This is a genomic window from Bacteroides oleiciplenus YIT 12058 (assembly GCF_000315485.1).
Classification (GTDB): domain Bacteria; phylum Bacteroidota; class Bacteroidia; order Bacteroidales; family Bacteroidaceae; genus Bacteroides; species Bacteroides oleiciplenus.
Genome location: NZ_JH992941.1, coordinates 579,362 through 603,211 on the forward strand (window position 1 = coordinate 579,362; position 23,850 = coordinate 603,211).

16 protein-coding genes are annotated in these 23,850 nt (G+C 47.3%); 5 read left to right on the forward strand and 11 right to left on the reverse strand.

The window, feature by feature from the left end; genetic code table 11:
* Positions 1-5 precede the first annotated feature (5 nt).
* From HMPREF9447_RS10305 to HMPREF9447_RS10325, 5 genes are all read left to right on the forward strand, one after another.
* The gene (locus tag HMPREF9447_RS10305) at positions 6-1,544 is read left to right on the forward strand and encodes a RagB/SusD family nutrient uptake outer membrane protein (protein WP_009129665.1); all 1,539 of its coding nucleotides are present in this window, start codon (positions 6-8) and stop codon (positions 1,542-1,544) included.
* A 172-nt stretch (positions 1,545-1,716) separates the two neighbouring features.
* Complete coding sequence (locus HMPREF9447_RS10310; protein WP_009129666.1) at positions 1,717-1,995, forward strand: LysO family transporter; 279 nt, start codon at positions 1,717-1,719, stop codon at positions 1,993-1,995.
* Positions 1,992-2,597 carry a lysine exporter LysO family protein gene (locus HMPREF9447_RS10315; protein ID WP_009129667.1) on the forward strand — a complete coding sequence of 202 codons (606 nt, stop codon included), beginning with the start codon at positions 1,992-1,994 and terminating at the stop codon, positions 2,595-2,597. The genes HMPREF9447_RS10310 and HMPREF9447_RS10315 overlap by 4 nt, the downstream gene beginning before the upstream one ends.
* 21 nt (positions 2,598-2,618) lie before the next feature.
* Positions 2,619-5,771 (forward strand): glycoside hydrolase family 2 TIM barrel-domain containing protein, encoded by a 3,153-nt coding sequence (locus tag HMPREF9447_RS10320; protein ID WP_009129668.1) that lies wholly within the window; start codon positions 2,619-2,621, stop codon positions 5,769-5,771.
* A gap of 25 nt (positions 5,772-5,796) precedes the next feature.
* Positions 5,797-7,725 (forward strand): MGH1-like glycoside hydrolase domain-containing protein, encoded by a 1,929-nt coding sequence (locus HMPREF9447_RS10325; RefSeq protein WP_009129669.1) that lies wholly within the window; start codon positions 5,797-5,799, stop codon positions 7,723-7,725.
* Between the two features lie 83 nt (positions 7,726-7,808).
* On the opposite strand, the gene HMPREF9447_RS10330 is transcribed toward HMPREF9447_RS10325, so the two are convergent.
* The 11 genes from HMPREF9447_RS10330 to HMPREF9447_RS10380 all read right to left on the reverse strand — a co-directional run bounded on the left by HMPREF9447_RS10330 (position 7,809) and on the right by HMPREF9447_RS10380 (position 23,775).
* Positions 7,809-10,016: a sodium-translocating pyrophosphatase gene (locus HMPREF9447_RS10330; RefSeq protein WP_009129670.1), complete on the reverse strand. Its 2,208-nt coding sequence runs from the start codon at positions 10,014-10,016 to the stop codon at positions 7,809-7,811.
* Positions 10,017-10,286: 270 nt separating this feature from the next.
* Entirely contained in the window at positions 10,287-10,607 is a 321-nt protein-coding gene (locus tag HMPREF9447_RS10335; RefSeq protein ID WP_009129671.1) for a heavy metal-binding domain-containing protein, read from the reverse strand.
* Positions 10,608-10,624: 17 nt separating this feature from the next.
* Positions 10,625-11,839 (reverse strand): aminotransferase class V-fold PLP-dependent enzyme, encoded by a 1,215-nt coding sequence (locus HMPREF9447_RS10340; RefSeq protein WP_009129672.1) that lies wholly within the window; start codon positions 11,837-11,839, stop codon positions 10,625-10,627.
* A 104-nt stretch (positions 11,840-11,943) separates the two neighbouring features.
* Positions 11,944-13,287 (reverse strand): Fe-S cluster assembly protein SufD, encoded by a 1,344-nt coding sequence (gene sufD, locus HMPREF9447_RS10345; RefSeq protein WP_009129673.1) that lies wholly within the window; start codon positions 13,285-13,287, stop codon positions 11,944-11,946.
* 3 nt (positions 13,288-13,290) lie between these two features.
* Entirely contained in the window at positions 13,291-14,043 is a 753-nt protein-coding gene (gene sufC, locus HMPREF9447_RS10350; protein ID WP_009129674.1) for a Fe-S cluster assembly ATPase SufC, read from the reverse strand.
* A 33-nt stretch (positions 14,044-14,076) separates the two neighbouring features.
* Positions 14,077-15,588: a Fe-S cluster assembly protein SufB gene (gene sufB, locus HMPREF9447_RS10355; RefSeq protein ID WP_009129675.1), complete on the reverse strand. Its 1,512-nt coding sequence runs from the start codon at positions 15,586-15,588 to the stop codon at positions 14,077-14,079.
* A 4-nt stretch (positions 15,589-15,592) separates the two neighbouring features.
* Positions 15,593-16,096 (reverse strand): CvpA family protein, encoded by a 504-nt coding sequence (locus HMPREF9447_RS10360; RefSeq protein ID WP_009129676.1) that lies wholly within the window; start codon positions 16,094-16,096, stop codon positions 15,593-15,595.
* 102 nt (positions 16,097-16,198) lie between these two features.
* Positions 16,199-19,282, reverse strand: a complete 3,084-nt coding sequence (gene infB / locus HMPREF9447_RS10365; RefSeq protein WP_009129677.1) for a translation initiation factor IF-2 — start codon at positions 19,280-19,282, stop codon at positions 16,199-16,201.
* Between the two features lie 67 nt (positions 19,283-19,349).
* Positions 19,350-20,696: a transcription termination factor NusA gene (nusA, locus tag HMPREF9447_RS10370; RefSeq protein ID WP_009129678.1), complete on the reverse strand. Its 1,347-nt coding sequence runs from the start codon at positions 20,694-20,696 to the stop codon at positions 19,350-19,352.
* Positions 20,697-20,700: 4 nt separating this feature from the next.
* The gene (rimP, locus tag HMPREF9447_RS10375; protein ID WP_009129679.1) at positions 20,701-21,168 is read right to left on the reverse strand and encodes a ribosome assembly cofactor RimP; all 468 of its coding nucleotides are present in this window, start codon (positions 21,166-21,168) and stop codon (positions 20,701-20,703) included.
* Positions 21,169-21,441: 273 nt separating this feature from the next.
* Positions 21,442-23,775, reverse strand: a complete 2,334-nt coding sequence (locus tag HMPREF9447_RS10380) for a glycoside hydrolase family 3 N-terminal domain-containing protein (protein ID WP_009129680.1) — start codon at positions 23,773-23,775, stop codon at positions 21,442-21,444.
* Between the last annotated feature and the right edge of the window lie 75 nt (positions 23,776-23,850).

Here is a 23,850-nt window from a genome sequence, read left to right on the forward strand (position 1 = left end):
GTAAAATGAAAAAGATAATATATTTAGCATCTTTCTTATGCACATTTATAATGGCAGGATGCGATGATTTCTTAACGTTAGAGTCTCCAGATTTGACCACCGAAAAATATTGGAGAGACCAAACAGATATAGAAGCTGGCTTATCTGCCGTATACAGTCAATTAGACAACAGGACAAATGCTTACTCCGTAGCAGAGATTAAATTTGTAGTGGAGGCATTCCGTAGTGATGAAATGATTACAGGAGCCGATGTTAACAATTACCCGGAATGGGATGCCATGTACAACTACACCTACAACAATGAAAATGCTCGTATCAAGGAATATTGGATGAATAACTACAATGGTATCAACTATGCGAACAATGTCCTCGATGGAATTGAGAAAGTACAGAGTTCTGCAAATAAAATGACTACAGAAGTTTGTGACAATATTACCGGTGAGACATTATTCTTACGTGCTTACTATCATTTTAAGTTAATCCTGAACTGGGAGAAAATTATTATCCGGGATGAATTTCTGCAATCAGGGAAAGCAGGAGAAGAACAAGTACACAAAGCTCTTTCCTCCCGTATGGAAGCTTGGGACTTTATTTGCAAAGAATTGGATAAGGCTGTCGGATTATTACCCCAGGACCGTCCCTCTTCCGAAGCAGGCAGAGTAACCAAAAGTGTTGCTTATGCTTACTTAGGATGGGCCTACCTTACCCGTGCCTATGAAGAAAGTAGTAAAAAGGCCGAATATCTGACTTTGGCAGAAAAAGCTTTGAAACAGGTGACAGGTTACGAACTGGAATCAAACTATGAAAGTATGTTCAATGGCACCAATAGAAACTGTAAAGAGTCGATATTCGAACTACAATTCACCAACAGTACTGATAATGGAACATACCACAAACATGTATTACACTACTGGTTCACTTGTCCGAATATGTGGGGTTGGGATGAAATTCGGATAAGCCCAATGATGTATAATGAATTCCTTAAGGAGGGACGCATTGCCGAAAATAGTCAATATGACGCTCGCGCTTATGCTTCTATGTATTTCGATGATCCCTATTATGCAGATGGCGGACGTATCTTAGGATATGATTATAGTGATATTTATGGTCCTGATGATGATATCAAATATAATTTCAAGAAATACCTCCCTACTACATGGGATGAATATGCCCAAGATGAAATAGGCACCAATCTTCCATTAATGCGTTATTCTAACGTATTATTAATGTTGGCTGAGGTTTTCAATGAACAACAACATCCGGAAAATGCCATACCGCTGATTAACGATATTCGACGCATACATGGTAAATTGCCAGCCATGAAAGGCAATGACTATACAGCTGTGAAAGCACAGATTGAGCATGAACGTCTGGTTGAATTTGCTATGGAAAATTATCGCTTCTACGATTTGCGCCGTTGGGGCAAACTGGAAGAAGCAATGCGCACGGCAGGCAGAACTAATTTTGTTGGTTCCAAACATTCTTTCTTGCCAATTCCTCTAATGGAAATTCAAAGCAACAATAAAATTAATGCAGGAGACTAACGAGTAATCCTTTTTCTCTGAATATGATAAACAAGACGGCCCTGCTGTCGTCTTGTTTATCTTTAAAGCTTTATCTTTGCATTTGCGAAAATAGGCTGCACCTCAGCATAAACAAGCAAGCTTGCTTCTGCTTTCGGTTTGCACTATCTTTGCCCTCAAAAACGACATAGATATGTTTACAATCATCGGACTAATGCTCACAGGAATGCTGTTGGGCTACCTCTTACGGAAACGAAATCTGAGCGGAATCCATAAAGTCATCACGGTGCTCATCTGGCTACTTCTCTTCATATTGGGTATTGAAGTGGGAGGAAACGAGCAGATTATCAAAGGACTGCACACCATCGGGCTCGAAGCCGTCATACTCACAATTGGCGGGACTTTGGGAAGCGTGATTGCTGCCTGGGCATTGTGGAGAGCTTTATACAAACGGAAAGGAGGCCGTGCATGAAAGGAAGTCTCATCATAGTCGGCTTTTTTGTGCTGGGGACACTCTGCGGAGTCTTTCACCTGATACCTATCGATATCGTAATAGATAGTAAAGTCAGCTTTTATGCACTTTGCGCACTGATGTTCAGTGTAGGGCTAAGTGTAGGCAACGACCCGCAAACGTTGAAAAACTTCCGTTCACTCAATCCACGGTTGATATTCCTGCCTATCATGACCATTCTGGGTACGTTAGCAGGTTCTGCCGCAGTCAGCCTGATATTGACACACCGCTCACTGACGGACTGCCTGGCTGTAGGCTCGGGCTTCGGATACTATTCACTCTCCAGCATTTTCATCACTGAATACAAAGGAGCCGAATTGGGAACCATCGCCCTGCTCGCCAATATCAGCCGCGAGATACTGACACTACTGGCTGCTCCTTTGCTGGTGCGCTGGTTCGGTAACCTCGCCCCCATCTCAGCCGGAGGAGCAACTACCATGGACACCACACTGCCCATCATTACACGCACATCCGGACAACAATTCGTTGTAGTTTCCATCTTCCACGGGTTCGTGGTCGATTTCAGCGTCCCATTTCTTGTGACCCTGTTTTGTTCGATATAAACACTTAATCTGATTGATATCATGAAACTTAAATTATATTCTTTCATCTCTGCTTTACTGATTTGCAGCAATATACTTGCCGACAATGAGCCTTGGCAGAACCCGCAAGTCAACGAGATAAACAGAGAGCCGATGCATGCGCACTTCATTCCGTTTACGAATGAAGCCAACGCCCTGAAGCAGCACTCTCTGCCTGCTGATGTACGTTTCAACGTAAATCCTGCCACGGAACGCCGCATCTCGCTGGACGGTACCTGGAAGTTCCTGTTCTCAAAGAACAACGAACTTTGTCCCAAAGACTTCCACAAACCGGGATACAACACTCGGAAGTGGAGCAAGATAGAAGTTCCCGGAAGCTGGGAACTACAAGGGTTTGATGCACCTATTTATACAGACACCCGTTATCCGTTCCCAGCTAATCCACCATATGTGCCTGCCGACTATAATCCGGTGGGGGCTTACATCCGTGAATTCACGGTTCCCAGCGGTTGGGAAGGCATGGATATCTTCCTCGACTTTGAGGGAGTGGAATCCGCCTATTATGTATGGGTGAACGGCGAACTTGCCGGATATGCCGAAGACAGCCGCCTGCCGTCTCACTTCAACATCACGAAGCTTCTGAAGAAAGGCAATAATAAACTTGCCGTCAAGGTGTTCCGTTACAGTGACGGCTCTTACCTCGAAGGACAAGATTACTGGAAATACAGCGGCATTGAGCGTGATGTTTATCTCTATGCCCGTCCGCAAAGCCGCGTGCGCGACTTCCGGATGACCGCCGAACTAATAAATGATTATAAAGACGGAGAACTCAATCTGGATGTCATCCTCCATCAGCCGAAGGTTGGAGAAACTGTTGAGGTAAAAGTGCTGGATGCAGGAAAAGTGATTTATATCCAGAAAAAAAACGTCTCTTCTCCTACGGATACTTTATTTACCCAGCAACACATCTTCCCGAATGCACGTGCCTGGAATGCCGAAACGCCGAATACCTATACACTGGTAGTCAGCACCTTCGATGCACAAGGAAAACCGTTGGAGTCTTTCACCCAACTTTTTGGTTTCCGCACGGTAGAGATGCGCAACGGCATGCAGATGATTAACGGAAAAGCAGTACTCTTTAAGGGAGTGAACCGTCACGAACACGACCCGCACAAAGGACGCACCATCAGCGTGGCTTCCATGATACACGATATTCAGTTGATGAAACAATTCAATCTGAACGGTGTGCGTAACTGTCACTATCCGAATAACTATGCATGGTATGAACTATGCACGGAATTCGGTCTGTATATGGTGGATGAAGCTAACATCGAAAGCCACGGCATGCAGGATCACAAGGACGGCACGCTGGCCAATTATCCGGATTGGGAACTTCCCTTCATGCAACGCATGAGCCGGATGATTGCACGCGACCGTAACTGTACAGCTATCGTCACTTGGTCTATGGGCAACGAGTCTGGCTATGGCAAGCATTTCGAAACATTATACGATTACACGAAGAAAATAGACTCTACCCGCCCGGTGCAATACGAGGGTGGCGGTTATGATGCCAAGAGTGACATCTACTGTCCGATGTATGCCCGCATCTGGTCGTTGCGCCGTCATATCAATCAACGTGACAAGCGTCCTATGATTATGTGTGAATATGCTCATGCCATGGGCAACAGCGTAGGAAACTTTCAGGATTACTGGGATTTGATTTATAAATATGACCAACTGCAAGGCGGCTTCATCTGGGACTGGGTGGACCAGACATTCGCCATCAAGGATAAGGATAACCGCGACATCTGGGCTTTCGGTGGAGATATGGGATTTGTAGGCATCGTCAACGACTCCAACTTCTGCGCCAACGGTCTGGTAGCTGCCGATCGTACTCCGCACCCACATATCTATGAGGTAAAAAAGGTACTCCAATATATCCATTTTGAACCGATTGCCTTCACACCCAATAGAATAAAGGTTACCAACTGGCACGACTTCATCGGTCTGGAAGGATATTCCTTGCGCTGGGCAGTGGAATGTGACGGAAAGGCGGTACAAAGCGGCGAAATGGATTTTCCAGTAATCGCACCGGGAAGCTCTGCCAACATCGAACTGCCTCTGAAAACATTGCCTGCCGATGGCAAAGAATACTTCCTTACCCTGCGCGCATTCACCAAAAACGAAGCGCAATTAATTCCGAAAGGACACGAAGCCGCCATCGAACAATGGGTGTTACCTTCCGTCCCTGCCGCAAAAGCCATTCAGCCGGCTAACGGCAAGCTGACTGTAGATCGTAATAATGACACCATTACTCTGACAGGAAACAGCTTCAAGATAGCTTTCTCGGCTCAAAGCGGTGAAATGACGGAGTTGAGTTACAATGGAAAGAATCTGATAAAAGAAGGTCTGCAACCCAACTTCTGGCGCCCGCTGACGGACAATGATATTCCGAACGGACATCTGTGCCGTTGTCTCACCTGGAAGACTGCCGGACAGGATGCCAAACTGGAGAACCTGGATATAACGGAAAATCAACAGAAAGTTACTGTTACCGCTACCTATAAGATGGAAGCGCAAGACTCGAAGCTGCAAACAATATACGATATTCATCCTGATGGTGCCGTCAGGGTGAGCATGCACTTCACTCCCGGCAAACAGGCGTTGAACGAAATGCCCCGTCTGGGTATGCGCATGATACTTCCGGCTGAATATGAAATGATGTCCTGGCTGGGACGCGGACCGCAGGAAAACTATGCAGACCGGAAGACGGGAGCATTGGTAGGATTGTACAGTGCGACGGTTTGGGAACAGTTTCATCCGTATGTACGTGCTCAGGAAACAGCTAATCATTGCGATGTACGTTGGGTGGCACTACGCAATGTTGATGGTAACGGTTTGCTCGTTACGGGAGAAGAACCGCTAAGTATCAGTGCCTGGAACTTCCCGATGGAAGATATCGAGTACCGCCCTTCGCAAGTGGAACGCCGCCATGGGGGAAGCATAGTGAAGAAAGATATGGTTTGGCTGAACATCGACCACAAGCAGATGGGCGTAGGTGGTGACAATACGTGGGGGGCACAAGTGCACCCGGAATATACCATTACGCCACATGAATGGAAGTACAGCTTCACGTTGCAACCACTTGGAGCGGAGGATAATGCAGCGGAACAGGCGCACAAGTGCTGGTTCTAACATTAAATTCATAATAATAAGGAATATGAAACACAAGTTTATACACATCATTTATTTTACACTACTAGTTGCAGGCCTCACCGCCTGCAACTCCGGTAGCAAGAAAATCGCGGAGCAAAGGTACACTTTCAATAACATACTGGATATTGCCTATACTCCCGACACCCTGCACCGTTGCTACGGCTGGTTCACAGACGCCGGCTCATGGATGGGCTTCACCCTTCCCGAAAAGGCGCAATGGGTGAACGGCTTCTGCGGCCCGTTCAGTCTGGACATGTTCCGCCGCCAATGGATGGCACAGTCCGCCGTCACCGTAGATTTCGCTGGAAGCGCTTCGGGCAACTTTCTTCCCGACTCTACCTGCTACTTCCCCGGCGAACTCTACATGTCCGCCCACTCCGATGCAGGAAGCATCGCGCAACGGCTCAACTTTGTCGACGCCTCAACCGCCCTTCTGCGCATAGAGTCCGGTAAAGCGGAAGACCTGCTTCTGACAGGCAGTCAATGGGGAAAAGACGTAACCATTGCCATAGAGCAAAACTCCGTTATCGCACGCCACCCCAGCGGAGAAAGCGTGACCGTAACATTCACTCCCGACGTGACACTTTCCCAAACGGAAAACAACTACACAGCCCTTATCCATAGCCCCAAGTATCCTATCCATGTAGCCATTTCCTTTTTCACCTCCGAAAAAGAAATGATCGCCGGATTACAGAACCTCCCTACCCTACTCAACAATCCCGGAAAAGCTTTGCAAGCCAATGCCGAACGCTGGGAGGGGTATTTAACCAAGATTCTGCGCAAGGATATGAAACCTGAATACGACCGCATTGCTGTGAAAGCCGTAACCACTCTTATCTCCAACTGGCGCACGCACCGCGGCGGATTACTTCACGAAGGTATTGTTCCGAGCCATGCCGTAGGCTACTTTGTCGGATTCTGGGCATGGGACAGTTGGCGCTTCAGTGCCGGAACTGCCAAGTTCGACCCCGAACTGGCAAAGAATAACATCCGCGCCATGTTCGATTACCAGCAACCGGACGGCATGGTTATCGACTGCATCTACACCGACCCGTCGGAAAACAATGCCCGCGACAGCAAACCGCCTTTGGTATGTTGGGCAGTAGACGAAATCTTCACACACACGGATGACACCGCTTTCGTTGCCGAAATGTATCCGCAACTGCTCTCTTACTACAAATGGTGGTATCAGAAACGTGACCACAACCGTAACGGCATGTGTGAATACGGCGCAACAGATGGCACACTGGAAGCTGCCGCATGGGAAAGCGGCATGGACAATGCCATTCGTTTCGACAACGCCGTAATGCTGAAGAATGACGGAGCCGATGATGCCTGGAGCATGGATCAGGAAAGCGTAGACCTGAATGCTTATCTGGCCTTGGAGTGCAAACTACTGAAGAAGTTTGCCGTACTGCTGAACGTGGCTTTCGACGGTCCCGACTATAGCGATAAAGTAGCAGATTACTTCTTCGACAAGCAAGTCAATTTCTTCTTCGACCGCCGCCTGAAAGATGGCTCCTTCATCGAAGAACCGGGGTGCGAAGCTTATACTCCGCTATGGACACAGATTGCCACGCAATCGCAGGTGGACAGCATGTTGCCCATGCTACAAGACACCGCGAAGTTCTCCACGTATATCCCCTTCCCGACCATTGCCGCAGATAATCCCAAGTATAACCCGCGCGGCTACTGGCGTGGCCCCATCTGGCTGGACCAGACTTATTTCGCCATTCGCGGCTTGAGAAACTACGGGTATCAGAAGTTGGCTGACGAATATACCTTGCAGGTATTCGACCGCCTGAGCGGACTGAAAGAAGGTGCGCCCATCCATGAGAACTACGGCACGCATACCGGAGAACGACTGAAAGCACCGCACTTTAGTTGGAGTTCATCACACCTGTTGATGATGTACGATGACTACGGAAAGTAAAACGTAAAAATAAGAATTAATATATTTCCAACAGGAAGAAGCTCGTGTTTCTTCCTGTTGGAAATAAAATTAAATGCCTGCGCTTATTGGAAAAGACTCCACGCAACGGTAAGTCCCGCCATAACAATAGCCACCATACTCATCAGCTTAATAAGAATGTTCAGACTCGGACCAGAAGTATCTTTAAACGGGTCACCTACCGTGTCACCTACCACAGTGGCCTTGTGCACCTCGCTACCTTTACCGCCGAAATTGCCTTCTTCCACATATTTCTTGGCATTGTCCCATGCACCGCCTGCGTTCGCCATGAAGATGGCAAGAACGAAACCACTGCTCAGACCACCAATCAACAGACCAAGTACGCCGGGCACACCAAAGATTAAACCTGTCGCAATTGGAGCAATAATGGCTATCAGCGAAGGCACAACCATTTCACGCTGTGCGCCCTTTGTGGAAATCTCCACGCAGCGTTCGTAATCCGGTTCTGTTTCTCCTGTAAGAATTCCCTTAATTTCACGGAACTGGCGACGCACTTCATCCACCATATGACCAGCCGCACGACCAACGGCATTCATCGTCAGTCCGCAGAAAAGGAATGCCATCATACTACCCAGAAACATGCCGGAAAGTACTTTCGGATTCATCAGCGTTACATCATAATGATACATGAAATCGAAAAATGTAGCATCCTGAAGAGGCACAGAATCACCATGAGGAAGTGTTAAATCGACGGTTCCCATGCGAGTCAGTCCGATACGGATTTCTTCAATGTAAGAAGCAAGCAAAGCCAGTCCGGTGAGGGCGGCAGAGCCGATTGCAAAACCCTTTCCGGTTGCGGCAGTGGTGTTACCCAAAGAATCGAGAGCATCCGTGCGTTTACGGACCTCTTCGCCCAAACCGGCCATTTCGGCATTACCACCGGCATTGTCGGCAATAGGGCCATAAGCATCTGTAGCAAGGGTAATGCCTAAAGTGGAGAGCATACCCACGGCGGCAATACCAATACCATAAAGCCCCATACCCACATTGGCGAACTCAAATCCGGAAGCGAAGAGATAAGAGGCAATAATACCTACCACTACGGCAATCACAGGGATTGCTGTGGAGAGCATACCCAAACCGATACCGGAAATAATCACCGTTGCCGGACCGGTCTTTCCGCTTTCACTAAGTTTCTGAGTGGGACGATAGGATTGCGAAGTATAATATTCCGTAGAACGACCGATAATGATGCCGACCACCAATCCTACTACTACGGCACAGGATATCCACATCCAGTTTTCCAGTCCCAGCAGCCAAAGGATAAAGAAAGTGGCGAAAACAATCAGCACAGAGCTCAAGTTAGTGCCCAGAGCCAGAGAGCCCAGCAAATCTTTCATGGTAGCATTCTCTTTGGTACGCACGGAGAAAATGCCGATGATGGAAAGAAGAATACCCACAGCTGCAATCAGCATCGGAGCAATAACAGCTTTGAATTGCATGGCGGTATCTCCCGTATGGATAAATGCCGCAGCACCCAAAGCGGCAGTTGCCAAGATGGAGCCACAATAACTTTCGTAAAGGTCGGCACCCATACCGGCTACGTCACCTACATTATCGCCTACGTTATCGGCAATCGTAGCAGGATTGCGCGGGTCATCTTCGGGGATGCCGGCTTCTACTTTACCTACCAGGTCGGCACCCACATCGGCAGCTTTCGTATAGATACCACCGCCTACACGGGCAAAGAGCGCTTGCGTGGAAGCACCCATACCGAAAGTCAACATGGTGGTAGTGATGATGCAGAGTTTGTGAGTCGGAGTCAGGGCATCTGCGGGAATAACCGCGTTGAGTAGAAGATACCAAAAGGAAATATCGAGCAAACCCAAGCCTACTACAACCAATCCCATCACTGCACCGCTACGGAAAGCCACACGCAATCCTGCGTTCAGTGAACTACGGGCAGCATTTGCCGTACGCGCCGAAGCATACGTAGCCGTCTTCATGCCGAGGAAACCGGAAAGGCCGGAGAAGAAACCGCCCGTCAGGAAAGCAATTGGTACCCAATGGTTCTGCACATTGAAGCCATAAGCCATAATAGCAAAAAGGATAACCAGTCCCAGAAATACCCAGGCAACAATCTTGTATTGTTGCTTCAGATAAGACATAGCCCCCTTGCGTACAGCGGCAGCAATCTTTATCATTTGTGGAGTACCCTCGCTCTCCTTCATCATTTGCTTATGAAAATAATAAGCAAAACAGAGAGCCAAAACAGAAGCGGCCGGAATCAGCCAGAAAAGCAAACTGTCCATAGTGTTAGTATTTTAAGAATTAAGTATTTGAGGGCTAAATATATTAATTCTCTTCGAGAAAGACAAACAAAACAGGAATTACCTTTGCAGCGGGATTTGTTTTTTCGTGATAACGCAATGTCCAAAGAATGAGACTACTACAAGGGAATCTCCGGGTATAAAAAAACAGACGGTCTATTTGCCATGAACAGACCGTCTGTTTAGGATAAACAGACCATGTATTTCAAGCAAACAGACCATCTGTTTCGAGTGAACAGACGGTCTGTTTTATTATTCTACAGTAACAGCTGTGCCACAAGCAGTTACCATCAACATACTGCCACTGCCGCCAACTGTTTCATAATCCAGATCCACACCAATCACAGCATTGGCTCCGAGCGCCCTGGCATGCTCCTGCATCTCACGCAGAGCAATGTCTTTCGCTTCGCGCAGCACTTCTTCGTAAGAGCCACTACGTCCGCCCACTACGTCACGGATGCTGGCAAAGAAATCACGGAATACATTGGCACCTATAATCGTCTCGCCGGAAACGATACCGTAATAGCGAGTGATACGTGCACCCTCAATAACAGGGGTTGTTGTTACTAACATAATCTTTATTTTTTAAGTTAAAACATCTTACTAACCCGCTCAATACCTGCCACCAGGACATCTACTTCTTCTCTCGTATTATAAAGTCCGAAAGAAGCACGCACCGTACCTTCAATGCCGAGACGTTGCATCAACGGCTGGGCACAATGGTGTCCTGTGCGTACGGCGATGCCGAGGCGATCGAGCAATGTACCCATATCGAAGTGATGAATATCGTCTACCAAGAAAGAGATGACACTCCCCTTCTCTGCCGCTTCACCAAAGATGCGCATACCGGGAATAGTCTTCAAACGCTGCGTGGCATATTCCGTCAGTTCATGCTCATAGGCGGCAATCTTGTCCATACCAATGGCAGAGACATAATCCAGAGCTTTGGCCAGTCCCGTAGTTCCAATATAGTCGGGGGTGCCTGCCTCGAACTTGAAAGGGAGTTCATTATAGGTAGTCCGTTCAAAGGAGACGTGCTGTATCATCTCGCCCCCACCCTGATAAGGAGGAAGCTTATTCAGCCATTCCTCTTTGCCATAAAGCACACCTACACCTGTAGGGCCATATACTTTATGTCCTGAGAATACAAGGAAATCAGCATCAAGGTCCTGCACATCCACCGCCATGTGGGGAATGGACTGCGCAGCGTCCACCAGAAAAGGCACTCCGTGAGCATGGGCAGTAGCAATCATCTCCTTGATAGGATTGACCGTACCCAATACATTGGATACATGCACAACGCTGACAATCTTCGTCCGATCCGTGAAAAGCTTTTCATATTCATCCAGCAGGAGTTCACCGCGGTCGTTCATCGGAATAACTTTGAGTTTGATGTTCTTCCGTTCAGCCAACAGTTGCCAGGGTACAATATTACTATGATGCTCCATCACCGAAACAATCACTTCATCACCCGGACTCATAATCGCTTCACCAAAGGTGGACGCCAGCAAATTGATGCTTTCCGTTGTTCCCCGCGTAAATACAATTTCGTTCGTGGAACCAGCATTGATGAACTTCCGTACTGTCTCACGACTTGCTTCATGCAGTTCCGTAGCTTGCTGCGAAAGAAAATGTACGCCACGATGCACATTCGCATTAACAGAATAATATTCATCCGTAATGGCTTCTACCACACAACGCGGCTTCTGGGTAGTTGCTGCATTATCAAGGTAAACCAACGGCTTGCCATACACTTCACGGGAAAGTATCGGGAAATCGGCTCTTATCTTTTGAATGTTATACATGTTTCTTTTAAGTATAAAATATTAATTATTAGGTAGTAATTCTATGCAGCGGCATCATGCGCAGCCAATTAATATTTAATAATTAATATCTAATAATTACATACCTATTTACATATAGCGCACCCCTGGCACTTATTCAGTTCTCCACGGAAACGTTTCTCCACTAACAGATGTAAGCGGTCTTTCAATGCATCCAGACGAATAGTGTCAATCACTTCGTTCACGAAAGCAAACATCAACAACAGGCGGGCTTCACGTTGCGGAATACCGCGCTGACGCATATAGAACAAAGCAGTCTCATCCAACTGACCGACTGTGGCACCATGACTACACTTCACATCATCGGCATAAATCTCCAACTGCGGTTGGGTGTACATATGTGCTTCGCGCGTAGCACAAAGGTTACGGTTTGTTTGCTGAGAACTGGTATGTTGCGCATCAGGACGCACCAACACCAAACCGGAGAAAGCACCGACAGACTGATCATCGAGAACATACTTGAAAAGTTCATTGCTGGTACAGTTAGGCACAGAATGATCGATGCTTGTATTATTATCTACATGCTGATTCTTATCCTCAATTGCCATACCACAAAGATTGATTTCAGCGCCTTCGCCTGCCAACAACACTTCGGTGGTATTCCGGGTAGTGCCGTTATACAAGGTCATGCCGTTCAGCAATACGTTACTGTTTGCTTCCTGCTTTACGTACAGGCTACTGATGCGCACTGTACTTGTATGCGTCTCTTCCAACTCATAAAGGTCGAAGACTGCATTCTCTCCCACAAAGACCTCTATCACTTGCGTAGCAAGGAAGTTCACATTATCCATAGCGTGATCGCACACCAGCATACGTGCCTGTGCACCGTCTTCCAGAACGATCAGTACCCGGCGATTCACCAGAAAGTTCACATCACCACGCAAGATATTCACCAATTGGATGGGGCGTTCGACTATCACATTCTTCGGTACATATAGCAATACACCGTCTTGTGCAAAAGCAGTATTAAAAGCTGTTACTCCATCTTTTGAAGTATCAGCCAGCTTGCCGTAGTATTTCTTCACCAACTCCGGATGCTTTTCTGCCATCTCTTTCAAACTGCCGAAGATAACTCCTTCAGGCAGATGAGATGTAGGCAAAGCCTTATTATAGAAAGCATCGTTCACTACAAAGTACAGGGACGTACTCATATTGGGCACATCACACTTGAACACTTCATAGGGATTCACCGGAATATCCAAACGGTTCAGGTTCAGTCCATAGTCCGGTTCAAAGAATTTGCTGACATCAGTATATTTATATTTCTCCTGTTTACGGGTAGGAAAGCCAAGCCGCTCGAAGTCGGCAAACGCAGTGGCACGGGGAGCATTCAGCACCTCGGTACTATGCTGGCATATCATAGCTTCCGCCTGGGAGAAAAGATCTATGTATTGTTGTTCTGCATTCATAATTTATTCTCCCAACTCCTTCTTAATCCAATCATACCCCTTCTCTTCCAGTTCCAGAGCCAGCTCCGGTCCCGCAGTCTTTACAATGCGGCCTTTGTATAGCACATGCACGACGTCAGGTTTGATATAATCCAGTAAGCGTTGGTAGTGGGTGATAACGATGGTACTGTTTTCCGGTGTCTTCAACTTGTTTACACCTTCGGCAACAATCCGCAGAGCATCGATATCCAGCCCGGAGTCCGTTTCGTCGAGGATGCTCAAACGCGGTTCCAGCATAGCCATCTGGAAGATTTCGTTACGCTTCTTCTCTCCACCGGAGAAGCCTTCGTTCACGGAGCGGTTTGCCAGTTTATTATCCAGTTCCACAACCGCACGCTTCTCACGCATCAGTTTAAGGAATTCGCTTGCACTCAAGGCAGGCAGATGGTTATATTTACGTTGCTCATTCACCGCCGCACGCATGAAGTTCACCATGCTCACACCCGGAATTTCCACCGGATACTGGAAACTGAGGAAGATACCTTCGTGACTACGGTCTTCGGGCGAAAGCTCCAACAGGTTCTTACCGTAGAAAGTCACACTACCCTTTGTCACCTCAAAAGCCGGGTTACCTACCAACACAGCCGAAAGGGTACTCTTACCGGAACCGTTCGGTCCCATAATAGCATGAACCTCACCTGCTCTCACCGTCAGGTTGATGCCTTTCAATATTTCTTTGCCATTTACGCTGGCATGCAGGTCTTTTATCTCTAACATGATATTTAGTTCTATATTTATAATTCCAAAAACTTATCCCACGCTGCCTTCCAGCGAAATAGCCAGCAACTTCTGAGCTTCTACGGCAAACTCCATCGGCAGCTTGTTCAGCACTTCCTTGGCATAGCCATTCACAATCAAGCCCACTGCATCTTCCGTAGAGATGCCGCGCTGGTTGCAATAAAAGATCTGGTCTTCGTTGATTTTGCTGGTGGTTGCCTCATGCTCCACAATTGCCGTTTCATTATGGATATCCATATAGGGGAACGTGTGCGCACCGCACTTATCGCCCAGCAACAAAGAGTCGCACTGACTGTAATTACGCGCATTATCAGCTTTCTGAGCCACACGCACCAGACCACGGTAAGAGTTCTCACTGTGCCCTGCAGAAATACCTTTACTAACAATAGTACTACTGGTATTCTTACCCAGATGTATCATCTTTGTACCCGTATCTGCCTGCTGGTAATTATTTGTCACCGCCACACTATAGAATTCAGCCGAAGAATTATCTCCCGTCAGAATACAAGACGGATACTTCCACGTGATAGCCGAACCCGTCTCTACCTGCGTCCAGGATAGCTTACTGTTCACACCTTTGCAATTGCCACGCTTCGTCACGAAGTTATATACACCGCCCTTGCCCTCGGCATCGCCCGGATACCAATTTTGTACGGTACTATATTTCACTTCAGCACGGTCATGCACCACAATCTCCACGATAGCGGCATGCAACTGGTTCTCGTCACGCATCGGTGCCGTACAACCTTCCAGATAGGAAACATACGAATCGGCATCCGCCACAATCAGTGTCCGCTCAAACTGTCCCGTGTTACGTGCATTGATACGAAAATAGGTAGACAACTCCATCGGACAACGTACCCCCTTCGGAATATATACGAACGAACCGTCGGAGAATACCGCCGAGTTCAACGCAGCGAAGAAGTTATCACGATATCCCACTACGGAGCCCAGGTACTTCTGCACCAAATCGGGATGCTCACGTATCGCCTCACTGATGGAACAAAAGATGATTCCCTTCTCCATCAGTGTCTCCTTGAATGTCGTCTTCACAGAAACGGAGTCCATCACGGCATCTACCGCCATGCCACTCAACGCCATCTGTTCTTCCAATGGGATACCCAGTTTATTGAAGGTCTTTATCAGTTCAGGGTCTACTTCGTCCATGCTCTTCGGAGCATCCTTTTTCTTTGCCAACGGGTCGGCATAATATGAAATAGCCTGATAATCTATCTCAGGAATACGGAGATGTGCCCATGTAGGCATTTCCAACGTCAGCCAATGGCGATACGCTTTCAAGCGAAGTTCCAGCAGCCATTCCGGCTCGTTCTTCTTTGCAGAAATCAGCCTCACAACGTCTTCATTCAGCCCACACTCAATGACTTCCGTGTGCACGTCGGTAGTGAAGCCGTACTTGTACTTCTCCTCTGCAATCTTACGGACAAATTCGTTTGAAGGCTTCTTTTCCACCTTCTCTTCTTCATCCTTCTTTGAGTTCTTTTTATTATGATCTTCGGGTTGCATTATTTTAATTTAGTATATATTGTTCTGTAACTTCTTTTGCGGCAGGGAAAAACATCCCGGCGAAGGACTCCATAGGATAATATAACACTGATTCCTCCTTCATTGTTTGGTCTACCAGCGTATTATCCGAGTCTATAAACTCGACAACACAGATAAACAAACTTGTCAGCAACAGGAACTTCAACGCTCCCAGTCCCGCTCCGAGCCAGCGATTGAGCCAACCCAGTGAAACGGCCTCCATAGCCTTTGTCAATAGAGCCGCCACCAACAGGAACAACAATGGAACCACCACCCAGATTACGACAAAAGCCAGTATCTGCGCAAACGTCATGGAATCCGTCATTTTAGAAAAGACCTTCTCCGCTACCGACACATACAATGCCTTCGCAGCCAGCAATCCGACAATCAATCCAAGGATGGATGCCAGCTGCCTGATGAAGCCTTTTATAAAACCGATGACCGCTCCGGCACCGATCACCACTAATATGATGATGTCTAATATTGTCATAGCTATATCTAAAAAAAGACACGGATTACACGGATAAACACGGTTCTTCTTTTAAACCAATCCGTGAAATCCGTGTAATCCGTGTCTAAAAGATTATTTCGCTTACAGAGTCTGTTTTACTTCAATTTCTTCGTAAGATTCGATAATATCACCTATCTTGATATCGTTGCAGTTTGTCAGACTGATACCACACTCAAAGTTGGTACCTACTTCCTTCACGTCGTCCTTGAAGCGCTTCAAAGCATTGATAGCACCTGTAAAGATTACGATACCGTCGCGTATGAGACGAGCCTTGTCGCTGCGTTTCACCTTTCCGGTCTTCACCACTGCACCGGCCACGAGACCCACCTTGGTGATATTGAACACCTCGCGCACTTCGATCGTTGCAGTCACCTGCTCCTTCACCTCTGGTGCCAACATACCTTCCATAGCAGCCTTCACCTCTTCGATGGCGTCGTAGATTACCGAGTACTTGCGAATATCCACACCGTCGTTCTCCGCCAGTTTTGCAGCTGCGTTCGACGGACGTACCTGGAAGCCAATGATAATGGCATCCGAAGCAGCAGCCAGTGAAACATCTGACTCGGAAATAGCTCCAACGCCTTTGTGGATTACATTCACCTGTACCTGTGCCGTAGACAGCTTAATCAGTGAGTCGCTCAATGCTTCAACAGAACCATCCACGTCACCCTTAACGATAACATTCAGTTCATGGAAGTCACCCAATGCCAGACGACGGCCAACTTCATCCAAAGTAAGCATCTTCTGAGTACGCAAGCCCTGTTCACGTTGCAGCTGCTCACGCTTGTTAGCGATTTCACGCGCTTCCTGTTCCGTATCGATCACATGGAACGTGTCACCTGCAGCAGGTGCACCATTCAGTCCAAGGATTAATACAGGTTCAGACGGTCCGGCCTCTTTCAGGCGTTGGTTGCGTTCGTTGAACATAGCTTTCACCTTACCATAAGCTGTACCTGCCAATACGATGTCACCTACGTGCAGCGTACCGTTGGATACCAACATAGTGGCTACATAACCACGTCCCTTGTCCAGTGAAGACTCAATGATGGAACCTGTAGCTTTGCGGTTCGGATTTGCTTTCAAGTCGAGCATTTCAGCTTCCAGCAATACCTTCTCCAACAACTCCTTCACGCCCATACCTTTCTTGGCTGAGATATCTTGTGACTGGTACTTGCCACCCCATTCTTCAACGAGGTAGTTCATACTTGCCAATTCTTCCTTAATCTTATCAGGATTGGAAGTCGGCTTATCAATCTTGTTAATAGCGAATACGATAGGTACACCTGCAGCCATAGCATGGTTGATGGCTTCCTTCGTCTGCGGCATCACGTTGTCATCGGCAGCGACAATGATGATAACTACGTCCGTTACCTTCGCACCACGGGCACGCATAGCGGTAAATGCCTCATGACCCGGAGTATCGAGGAACGTGATTTCACGTCCGTCTTCCAACTTCACATTGTAGGCACCGATGTGCTGCGTGATACCACCGGCTTCACCGGCAATAACGTTCGCTTTACGGATATAGTCGAGCAACGATGTCTTACCGTGGTCTACGTGGCCCATGACGGTAACAATCGGCGCACGCGGTTCCAGGTCGTCGTCAGCATCTTCTTCTTCCACAATGGCTTGTGATACTTCTGCGCTGACGTACTCAGTCTTATATCCGAATTCTTCTGCCACCAGATTGATGGTTTCGGCATCCAGACGTTGGTTGATGGAAACCATGATACCGATACTCATACAAGTAGCAATGACCTGCGTAACGGAAACGTCCATCATGCTTGCCAATTCGTTAGCAGTCACGAATTCCGTAATCTTCAGCACTCTGCTGTCCGCCATTTCGCGGTCTTCCTGTTCCTGCTGACGGCTGGACGCCATATCACGTTTATCTTTACGATACTTCGCTGTCTTATTCTTGCCTTTGGAAGTGAGGCGTGCCAAGGTTTCTTTTACCTGCTTAGCTACGTCTTCCTCCTTTACTTCCGCTTTGATGACCGGTTTTTTGAAACGGTCCTTGCTATTATTATTGTTACGGTTGTTACGGTTTCCTCCCGGATGGTTGTTAGCACCACCGCCTTGACCGCCACCCTGGGGTTTACCACCACCGGGACGGTTGTCACCTCCACGCTGGAAGTTGGATGCGTTGTTGATATCTACTTTCTCCTTATTATTAATACGGAGACGTTTCTTCTTGTTAGCATTGGCATCGGTGTCTTTTTCCTTGCCATCTTTCATTTTGCTATCTTCGCGGCGAATTTCTTTGATAATCGCCTCCTTCATCTGCTTCTTCTGGTCCTGACGGATTTTCTCCTTCTCTTCGCGCTCCTTACGTTTTTCCTCTTTGGTCTTCTTCTTGGGGCGTGTGGACTGATTCAGCGTGGCCAAGTCAATCTGGCCGATGATATTTATCTTGGAAACAAATTCCGGTTTATGGATTGTGAAGATTTCATCTCCACCAGTCTTTGCCGGTGCTTCTTCGCCCACTTCGGGCTTCGGTTCTTCCTTGGCTTGTGCCACGGGAGCAGGTGTTTCTTTTTTCACTTCTTCTTTCTGGATTACTACCGGAGCAGGCGCTGGTTTTTCTTCCATAGCCACTTTCGGTTCTTCTTTCACCACAGGCGCTGGTTTGGGAGCAGGTGCTGGTTTGGGTTCAAGTTTCGGTTCCTCCTTAGGCTCGGGTTTAAGCTCCGGCTTGAATTCGGGCTTAGGTTCAGGCTTCGGCTGCGGTTTAGGTTCTTCCTTCACCACAGGTGCGGTTTCTTCTACTTTCTTCTCTTCCACTTTCTCCACTACCGGTTTCCGGTTATTCAGCTTATCCAAGTCTATTTTTCCGACAGGTTTAAACTTCGGGCGTGCATCTTCGGGAACTACCGTCTTGATTTCCTCAACTTTTGGTTTCTCCGTAGTCTCAGCCTCATAACCATCGATAGATACCGACGCTTTGTTGCGGTCTTTGTTCTGTCGTTCCTGAATGAAACGTTCTGATTCAAGTCTAAGGTTCTTATCTGTACTGAACTCTTTCACGAGCAAAGCGTATTGCTCCTCGGTAATTTTTGTGTTGGGATTTGCCTCAACGGCAAAGCCTTTCTTCTGCAAGAACTCAACTACCGTTGAAATTCCTACATTCAAATCTCTTGTTACTTTATTTAACCTAATCGTCATACTAAAAAATTAATGAATAATGTGGAGAAAGAAGTTAGTGCAAACAGAAACAAACGCCAGCAGACGTTTATTCAGCCTCAGGCTCTAATTCGGCCTCAGGTTCAGATTCTGACTCGGGCTCTGATTCAAATTCAGGTTCCGGTTCAAATTCAGGTTCGCCTTCTTCAAACTCCGATTTCAAAATGTTCAATACCTCATCCACCGTTTCTTCTTCCAAGTCGGTTTTCTCAATCAGCAACTCACGCGGAGCGTTCAGTACGGCTTTTGCAGTATCAATGCCAATCGCTTTGATGGCGTCAATCACCCAACCGTCAATTTCGTCTCTGAACTCATCCAAGTAGATGTCTTCATCTTCAACAGCTTGATCCAACTCACGGAACACGTCAATGGTGTACTCGGTCAACATACTGGCAAGTTTGATATTCAAACCGCCTTTACCAATAGCCAGCGATACTTCTTCCGGTTTCAGGAATACTTCCGCCTTACGCTCTTCTTCATTCAGTCGGATAGAAGATATTTTTGCGGGGCTGAGGGCACGCTGAATAAACAACTGTATATTGCCCGTATAGTTGATTACGTCAATATTCTCGTTGCGCAACTCACGAACGATACCATGAATACGGCTACCCTTCACACCTACGCAGGCACCTACCGGGTCGATACGGTCATCGTACGACTCAACGGCAATCTTGGCGCGCTCACCGGGGATGCGGGCAATCTTCTTAATGGTAATCAGTCCGTCCATGATTTCGGGCACTTCCATCTCGAACAGGCGCTGCAAGAATACAGGCGATGTACGTGAAAGAATGATCTTCGGGTTGTTGTTTTTGTTGTCCACACGGGCCACTACGGCACGTGCCGTTTCACCTTTACGATAGAAGTCGCTCGGGATTTGTTCCGTCTTGGGCAACAGCAACTCGTTACCTTCATCATCCAGCAGCAACATTTCCTTCTTCCATATCTGGTATACTTCCGCATTGATGATGTTGCCTACCTTATCAATATATTTATTATAGATACTGTCCTTTTCCAGTTCCAAAATCTTCGAAGCCAAAGTCTGACGCAGGTTCAAGATAGCGCGGCGTCCAAAGTTCGCGAAAATTACCTCATCCGTCACTTCCTCGCCCACTTCATATGAAGCATCTATCTTCTGTGCTTCCGACAATCCAATCTGCAAATTCGGATTTTCCAGGTTTTCATCCGCCACCACCTCACGGTTACGCCATATTTCGAAGTCACCCTTATCCGGATTCACGATTACGTCGTAGTTCTCATCGGTACCGAACATCTTCGCAATCACACTACGGAACGACTCTTCGAGTACGCTCACCATTGTGGTTCTATCGATATTTTTCAGTTCCTTAAATTCCGAAAATGTATCTATCAAGCTGATAGTTTCTACTTTTTTGGCCATAGTCTTATTTAAAACTGATTAAGTATTTAGTATATTTTATTTCATCATACGCAAAGGTTTCGTCCTCTTGCACCAGCGTGGGGCGCTTAGCTCCTTCGGGTTTCACTTTCTTCTCAATGGTTACGGTGAAATGCTGTTCGTCGGCCGCTTTGAGTACGCCGCACAATTTGCGTCCGTCTTTTTTCAGCACTTCCACTTCTTTCCCGATGTGGTTGCAGTACTGTTGCAACACTTTAAATGGCTGTCCGATACCGGCAGAGCCTACTTCCAACTCATAATCATCCTCTTCACGATTCAACTTGGATTCGATAAATCGGCTCAATTCCACGCAATCTTCAATCCAAACACCTTCTTTGTGGTCAATTTCCACCAGAATCTTGTCATCCGGGCTGATAGATACTTCCACCAGAAAGTACTCTTTTCCGTCCAGCCACTCGTCAACAATTTGACAAACAGTTTTCTTTTCTATCATTGATTAACTATATAAGAACAAAAAAAGGAGCTTAATTGCCCCTCCACCTTTCATCCATTGCGGTTGCAAAGATATAAATAATCTGTTCGACTACAAAATATTAGAGAAAAAAAGAATCATTTAACGATTCGTTGACGTAATTATTTCCTTTTCCGGCGGTTATGAGGCAAATAAAGACACCGAGCATCAAACAGTCCCGAACTGAGTACACAAAAACACCCGAATGTTTTGGAGTAAAATATCCGGGTGTTTTTCACGCTAACGCTTTCTTAATTACTTATTCGGAGTATTCCATTTCTTCGTATCCGTGCAAGTAACATTCAAAGTCTGGTTACCCGTCTGGATGCGGAAATCACCTTTCTCCAGTATCCACTTACCGTCATAACCGACAAAAGCAAGGTCGGAGGCTTTCACTTTCAGAGTAACGGTCTTGGTTTCACCCGGTCTCAGTTCCACTTTTTCGAAAGCACGCAGACGACGAACGTCGGGGGTAAGGGAAGCTATCAGGTCGCTGCTGAACAGCAGGACACTCTCTTTGCCGATGCGGTTGCCCGTATTCTTCACGTCAACGGTAAAGGTCAGCACATCGTTGGCAGCGAATTCCGGCTTGTCTACTCTGAGGTTGCTGTATGCATAAGTGGTGTAGCTCAGTCCATAACCGAATGCCCACTGCACGGACATCACTGCATCATAATCATAAGCGCCTTGCATCTTTTCGAGGTCTTCGCAAGGTTTATAGTCGTAGGTGAACAGCGAGTTGATGTCTCTCGGGTAGGTATACGGCATTTTTCCGCTGAAGTTAGCGTCGCCGGGCAGAAGGTTTGCGAGGGCATCAGCACCGTAGTTGCCCGGAAGCATGGCGTTAACAACAGCTTTTGCCAATGGCTCTATCTCGTTGATGATGCGCGGACGGCCTTCGTTCAGGACAAGTACAATCGGTTTTCCGGTAGTGGCCAATGCTTTCACCAAGTCAAGCTGATTCTTGGAGAGAAAGAGGTTTGTCAGGTTGCCCGGAGTTTCGCAGTAGGAATTCTCACCGATACAGGCGATGATGTAATCCGCATTAGCGGCGGCAGCTACGGCTTTATCTATTTCAGGAGTGTTTTCTTCCCACCAGGCACCATCTTGCTTGTAGCTCACACCCGGCTCGTAGATGATATTGGAAGCGCCGAACTTGTTGGTGAACGATTTGAGAATAGTATTATAATCAGCAGCGCATTCGTCGGCTTTATCACCTTGCCAGGAGTAAGACCAGCCACCGTTGAGCGTGCGCATGGAGTTGGCATTAGGACCGGTAATCAGCAACTTCTTGCCGGGAACCAACGGCAGGATGCCATCTGTGTTTTTCAGCAATACCAAAGACTCTTCGGCAGCCCGCAAAGCGGCAGCAGCATGTTCCTTGCCACCAAACAGGGGGAAATCTTTATGATTATAAGCAGGTGTATCAAATAAGCCCAAACGATACTTCATGCGCAATACGCGGCGTACGGCATCGTCGATACGACTCATTGGCACTTCACCTTCATCCACCAACTCTTTCAGGTAGGTGCAGAAACTCCACTCGTAGGGAACCATGGACATGTCAATACCTGCATTGATGGCAATTTTAATTGCTTCCTTTTTGCTGGAAGCAATCTTATCACGGGTATAGAGGTTATTGATGTCCGCCCAGTCGGTCACAATCAGACCATCCCAATTCAGGTCCTCTTTCAACCATTGCGTCAGCAGTTCGTAGTTGGCGTGGAAAGGCAGTCCGTTGTTCATGGCAGAGTTCACCATGACAGATAGAGCCCCCGCCTTGATACCTTCGAGGAACGGGGCAAAATGCTTTTCACGCATGTCCTGCACGGTGATAGAGGAAGGTGTGCGGTCTTTGCCCGAAACCGGAACGCCATAGCCCATGTAATGCTTGATACAGGCGGCTACATGCTGTTTTCCTATATTATTGGGGTCTCCACCCTGAAAGCCGAGAACGGACTCGCGCCCCATTTCAGCATTTACAAAGCAATCTTCGCCATAGTTTTCCCAATGGCGGGGCCAGCGGGCATCACGGGCCAGGTCGAGCACCGGGGCATAGGTCCAGGGGATACTTCCAGCCTTGGTTTCATAGGCGGAAATGCGGGAACCTTCACGCACCAGTTCGCGGTTGAAGGTGGCTGCCATGTTGATGCCTTGCGGGAAGAAAGTTCCGCCCAGTGTGTAGGTGGTTCCATGTATCTGGTCTACGCCATAGATGCAGGGAATCCCCATCACCTTCATGGATTTATCTTGTATCTTTTTGATAATCTCTTCCCATTTCTCTTTAGACTGGGCAACGCCTTGGGGAACGTTCAAGATAGAACCGACCTTATACTTGCCGATGACGGTGTCCAGCAGGGCCTCATCTATTTGAAATTCTTTAGAGGGATTATCACGCTTCGTAATAACGTCAATGGTAAGCTCCGTCATCTGACCGATTTTCTCTTCAAGGGTCATCTTCTTGAGCAAGGCTTCCACTTTCTGTTCTATCTTCTCGTCTCTGGGGATGGCAGGCACTACAGAAGTCTGCGCCGTGGTGGTTAACACAAGCCCGGACAGGGCAAAAGATAAGATTAATTTTTTATTCATGGTTTTGATATTGATTTTATGCAGATAAAAGCATTGTATTGTTATCTGCGGTGTTATTTTTGGGGGTATTATTTG

Coding starts and splice junctions, on each gene's coding strand:
- HMPREF9447_RS10325 (WP_009129669.1), top strand. CDS start 5,797: ATGAAACACAAGTTTATACACATCATTTATTTTACACTACTAGTTGCA.
- infB (WP_009129677.1), bottom strand. CDS start 19,282: ATGACGATTAGGTTAAATAAAGTAACAAGAGATTTGAATGTAGGAATT.
- HMPREF9447_RS10310 (WP_009129666.1), top strand. CDS start 1,717: ATGTTTACAATCATCGGACTAATGCTCACAGGAATGCTGTTGGGCTAC.
- sufC (WP_009129674.1), bottom strand. CDS start 14,043: ATGTTAGAGATAAAAGACCTGCATGCCAGCGTAAATGGCAAAGAAATA.
- rimP (WP_009129679.1), bottom strand. CDS start 21,168: ATGATAGAAAAGAAAACTGTTTGTCAAATTGTTGACGAGTGGCTGGAC.
- HMPREF9447_RS10330 (WP_009129670.1), bottom strand. CDS start 10,016: ATGGACAGTTTGCTTTTCTGGCTGATTCCGGCCGCTTCTGTTTTGGCT.
- HMPREF9447_RS10305 (WP_009129665.1), top strand. CDS start 6: ATGAAAAAGATAATATATTTAGCATCTTTCTTATGCACATTTATAATG.
- sufD (WP_009129673.1), bottom strand. CDS start 13,287: ATGAATGCAGAACAACAATACATAGATCTTTTCTCCCAGGCGGAAGCT.
- HMPREF9447_RS10340 (WP_009129672.1), bottom strand. CDS start 11,839: ATGTATAACATTCAAAAGATAAGAGCCGATTTCCCGATACTTTCCCGT.
- HMPREF9447_RS10335 (WP_009129671.1), bottom strand. CDS start 10,607: ATGTTAGTAACAACAACCCCTGTTATTGAGGGTGCACGTATCACTCGC.
- sufB (WP_009129675.1), bottom strand. CDS start 15,588: ATGCAACCCGAAGATCATAATAAAAAGAACTCAAAGAAGGATGAAGAA.
- HMPREF9447_RS10315 (WP_009129667.1), top strand. CDS start 1,992: ATGAAAGGAAGTCTCATCATAGTCGGCTTTTTTGTGCTGGGGACACTC.
- nusA (WP_009129678.1), bottom strand. CDS start 20,696: ATGGCCAAAAAAGTAGAAACTATCAGCTTGATAGATACATTTTCGGAA.
- HMPREF9447_RS10380 (WP_009129680.1), bottom strand. CDS start 23,775: ATGAATAAAAAATTAATCTTATCTTTTGCCCTGTCCGGGCTTGTGTTA.
- HMPREF9447_RS10360 (WP_009129676.1), bottom strand. CDS start 16,096: ATGACAATATTAGACATCATCATATTAGTGGTGATCGGTGCCGGAGCG.
- HMPREF9447_RS10320 (WP_009129668.1), top strand. CDS start 2,619: ATGAAACTTAAATTATATTCTTTCATCTCTGCTTTACTGATTTGCAGC.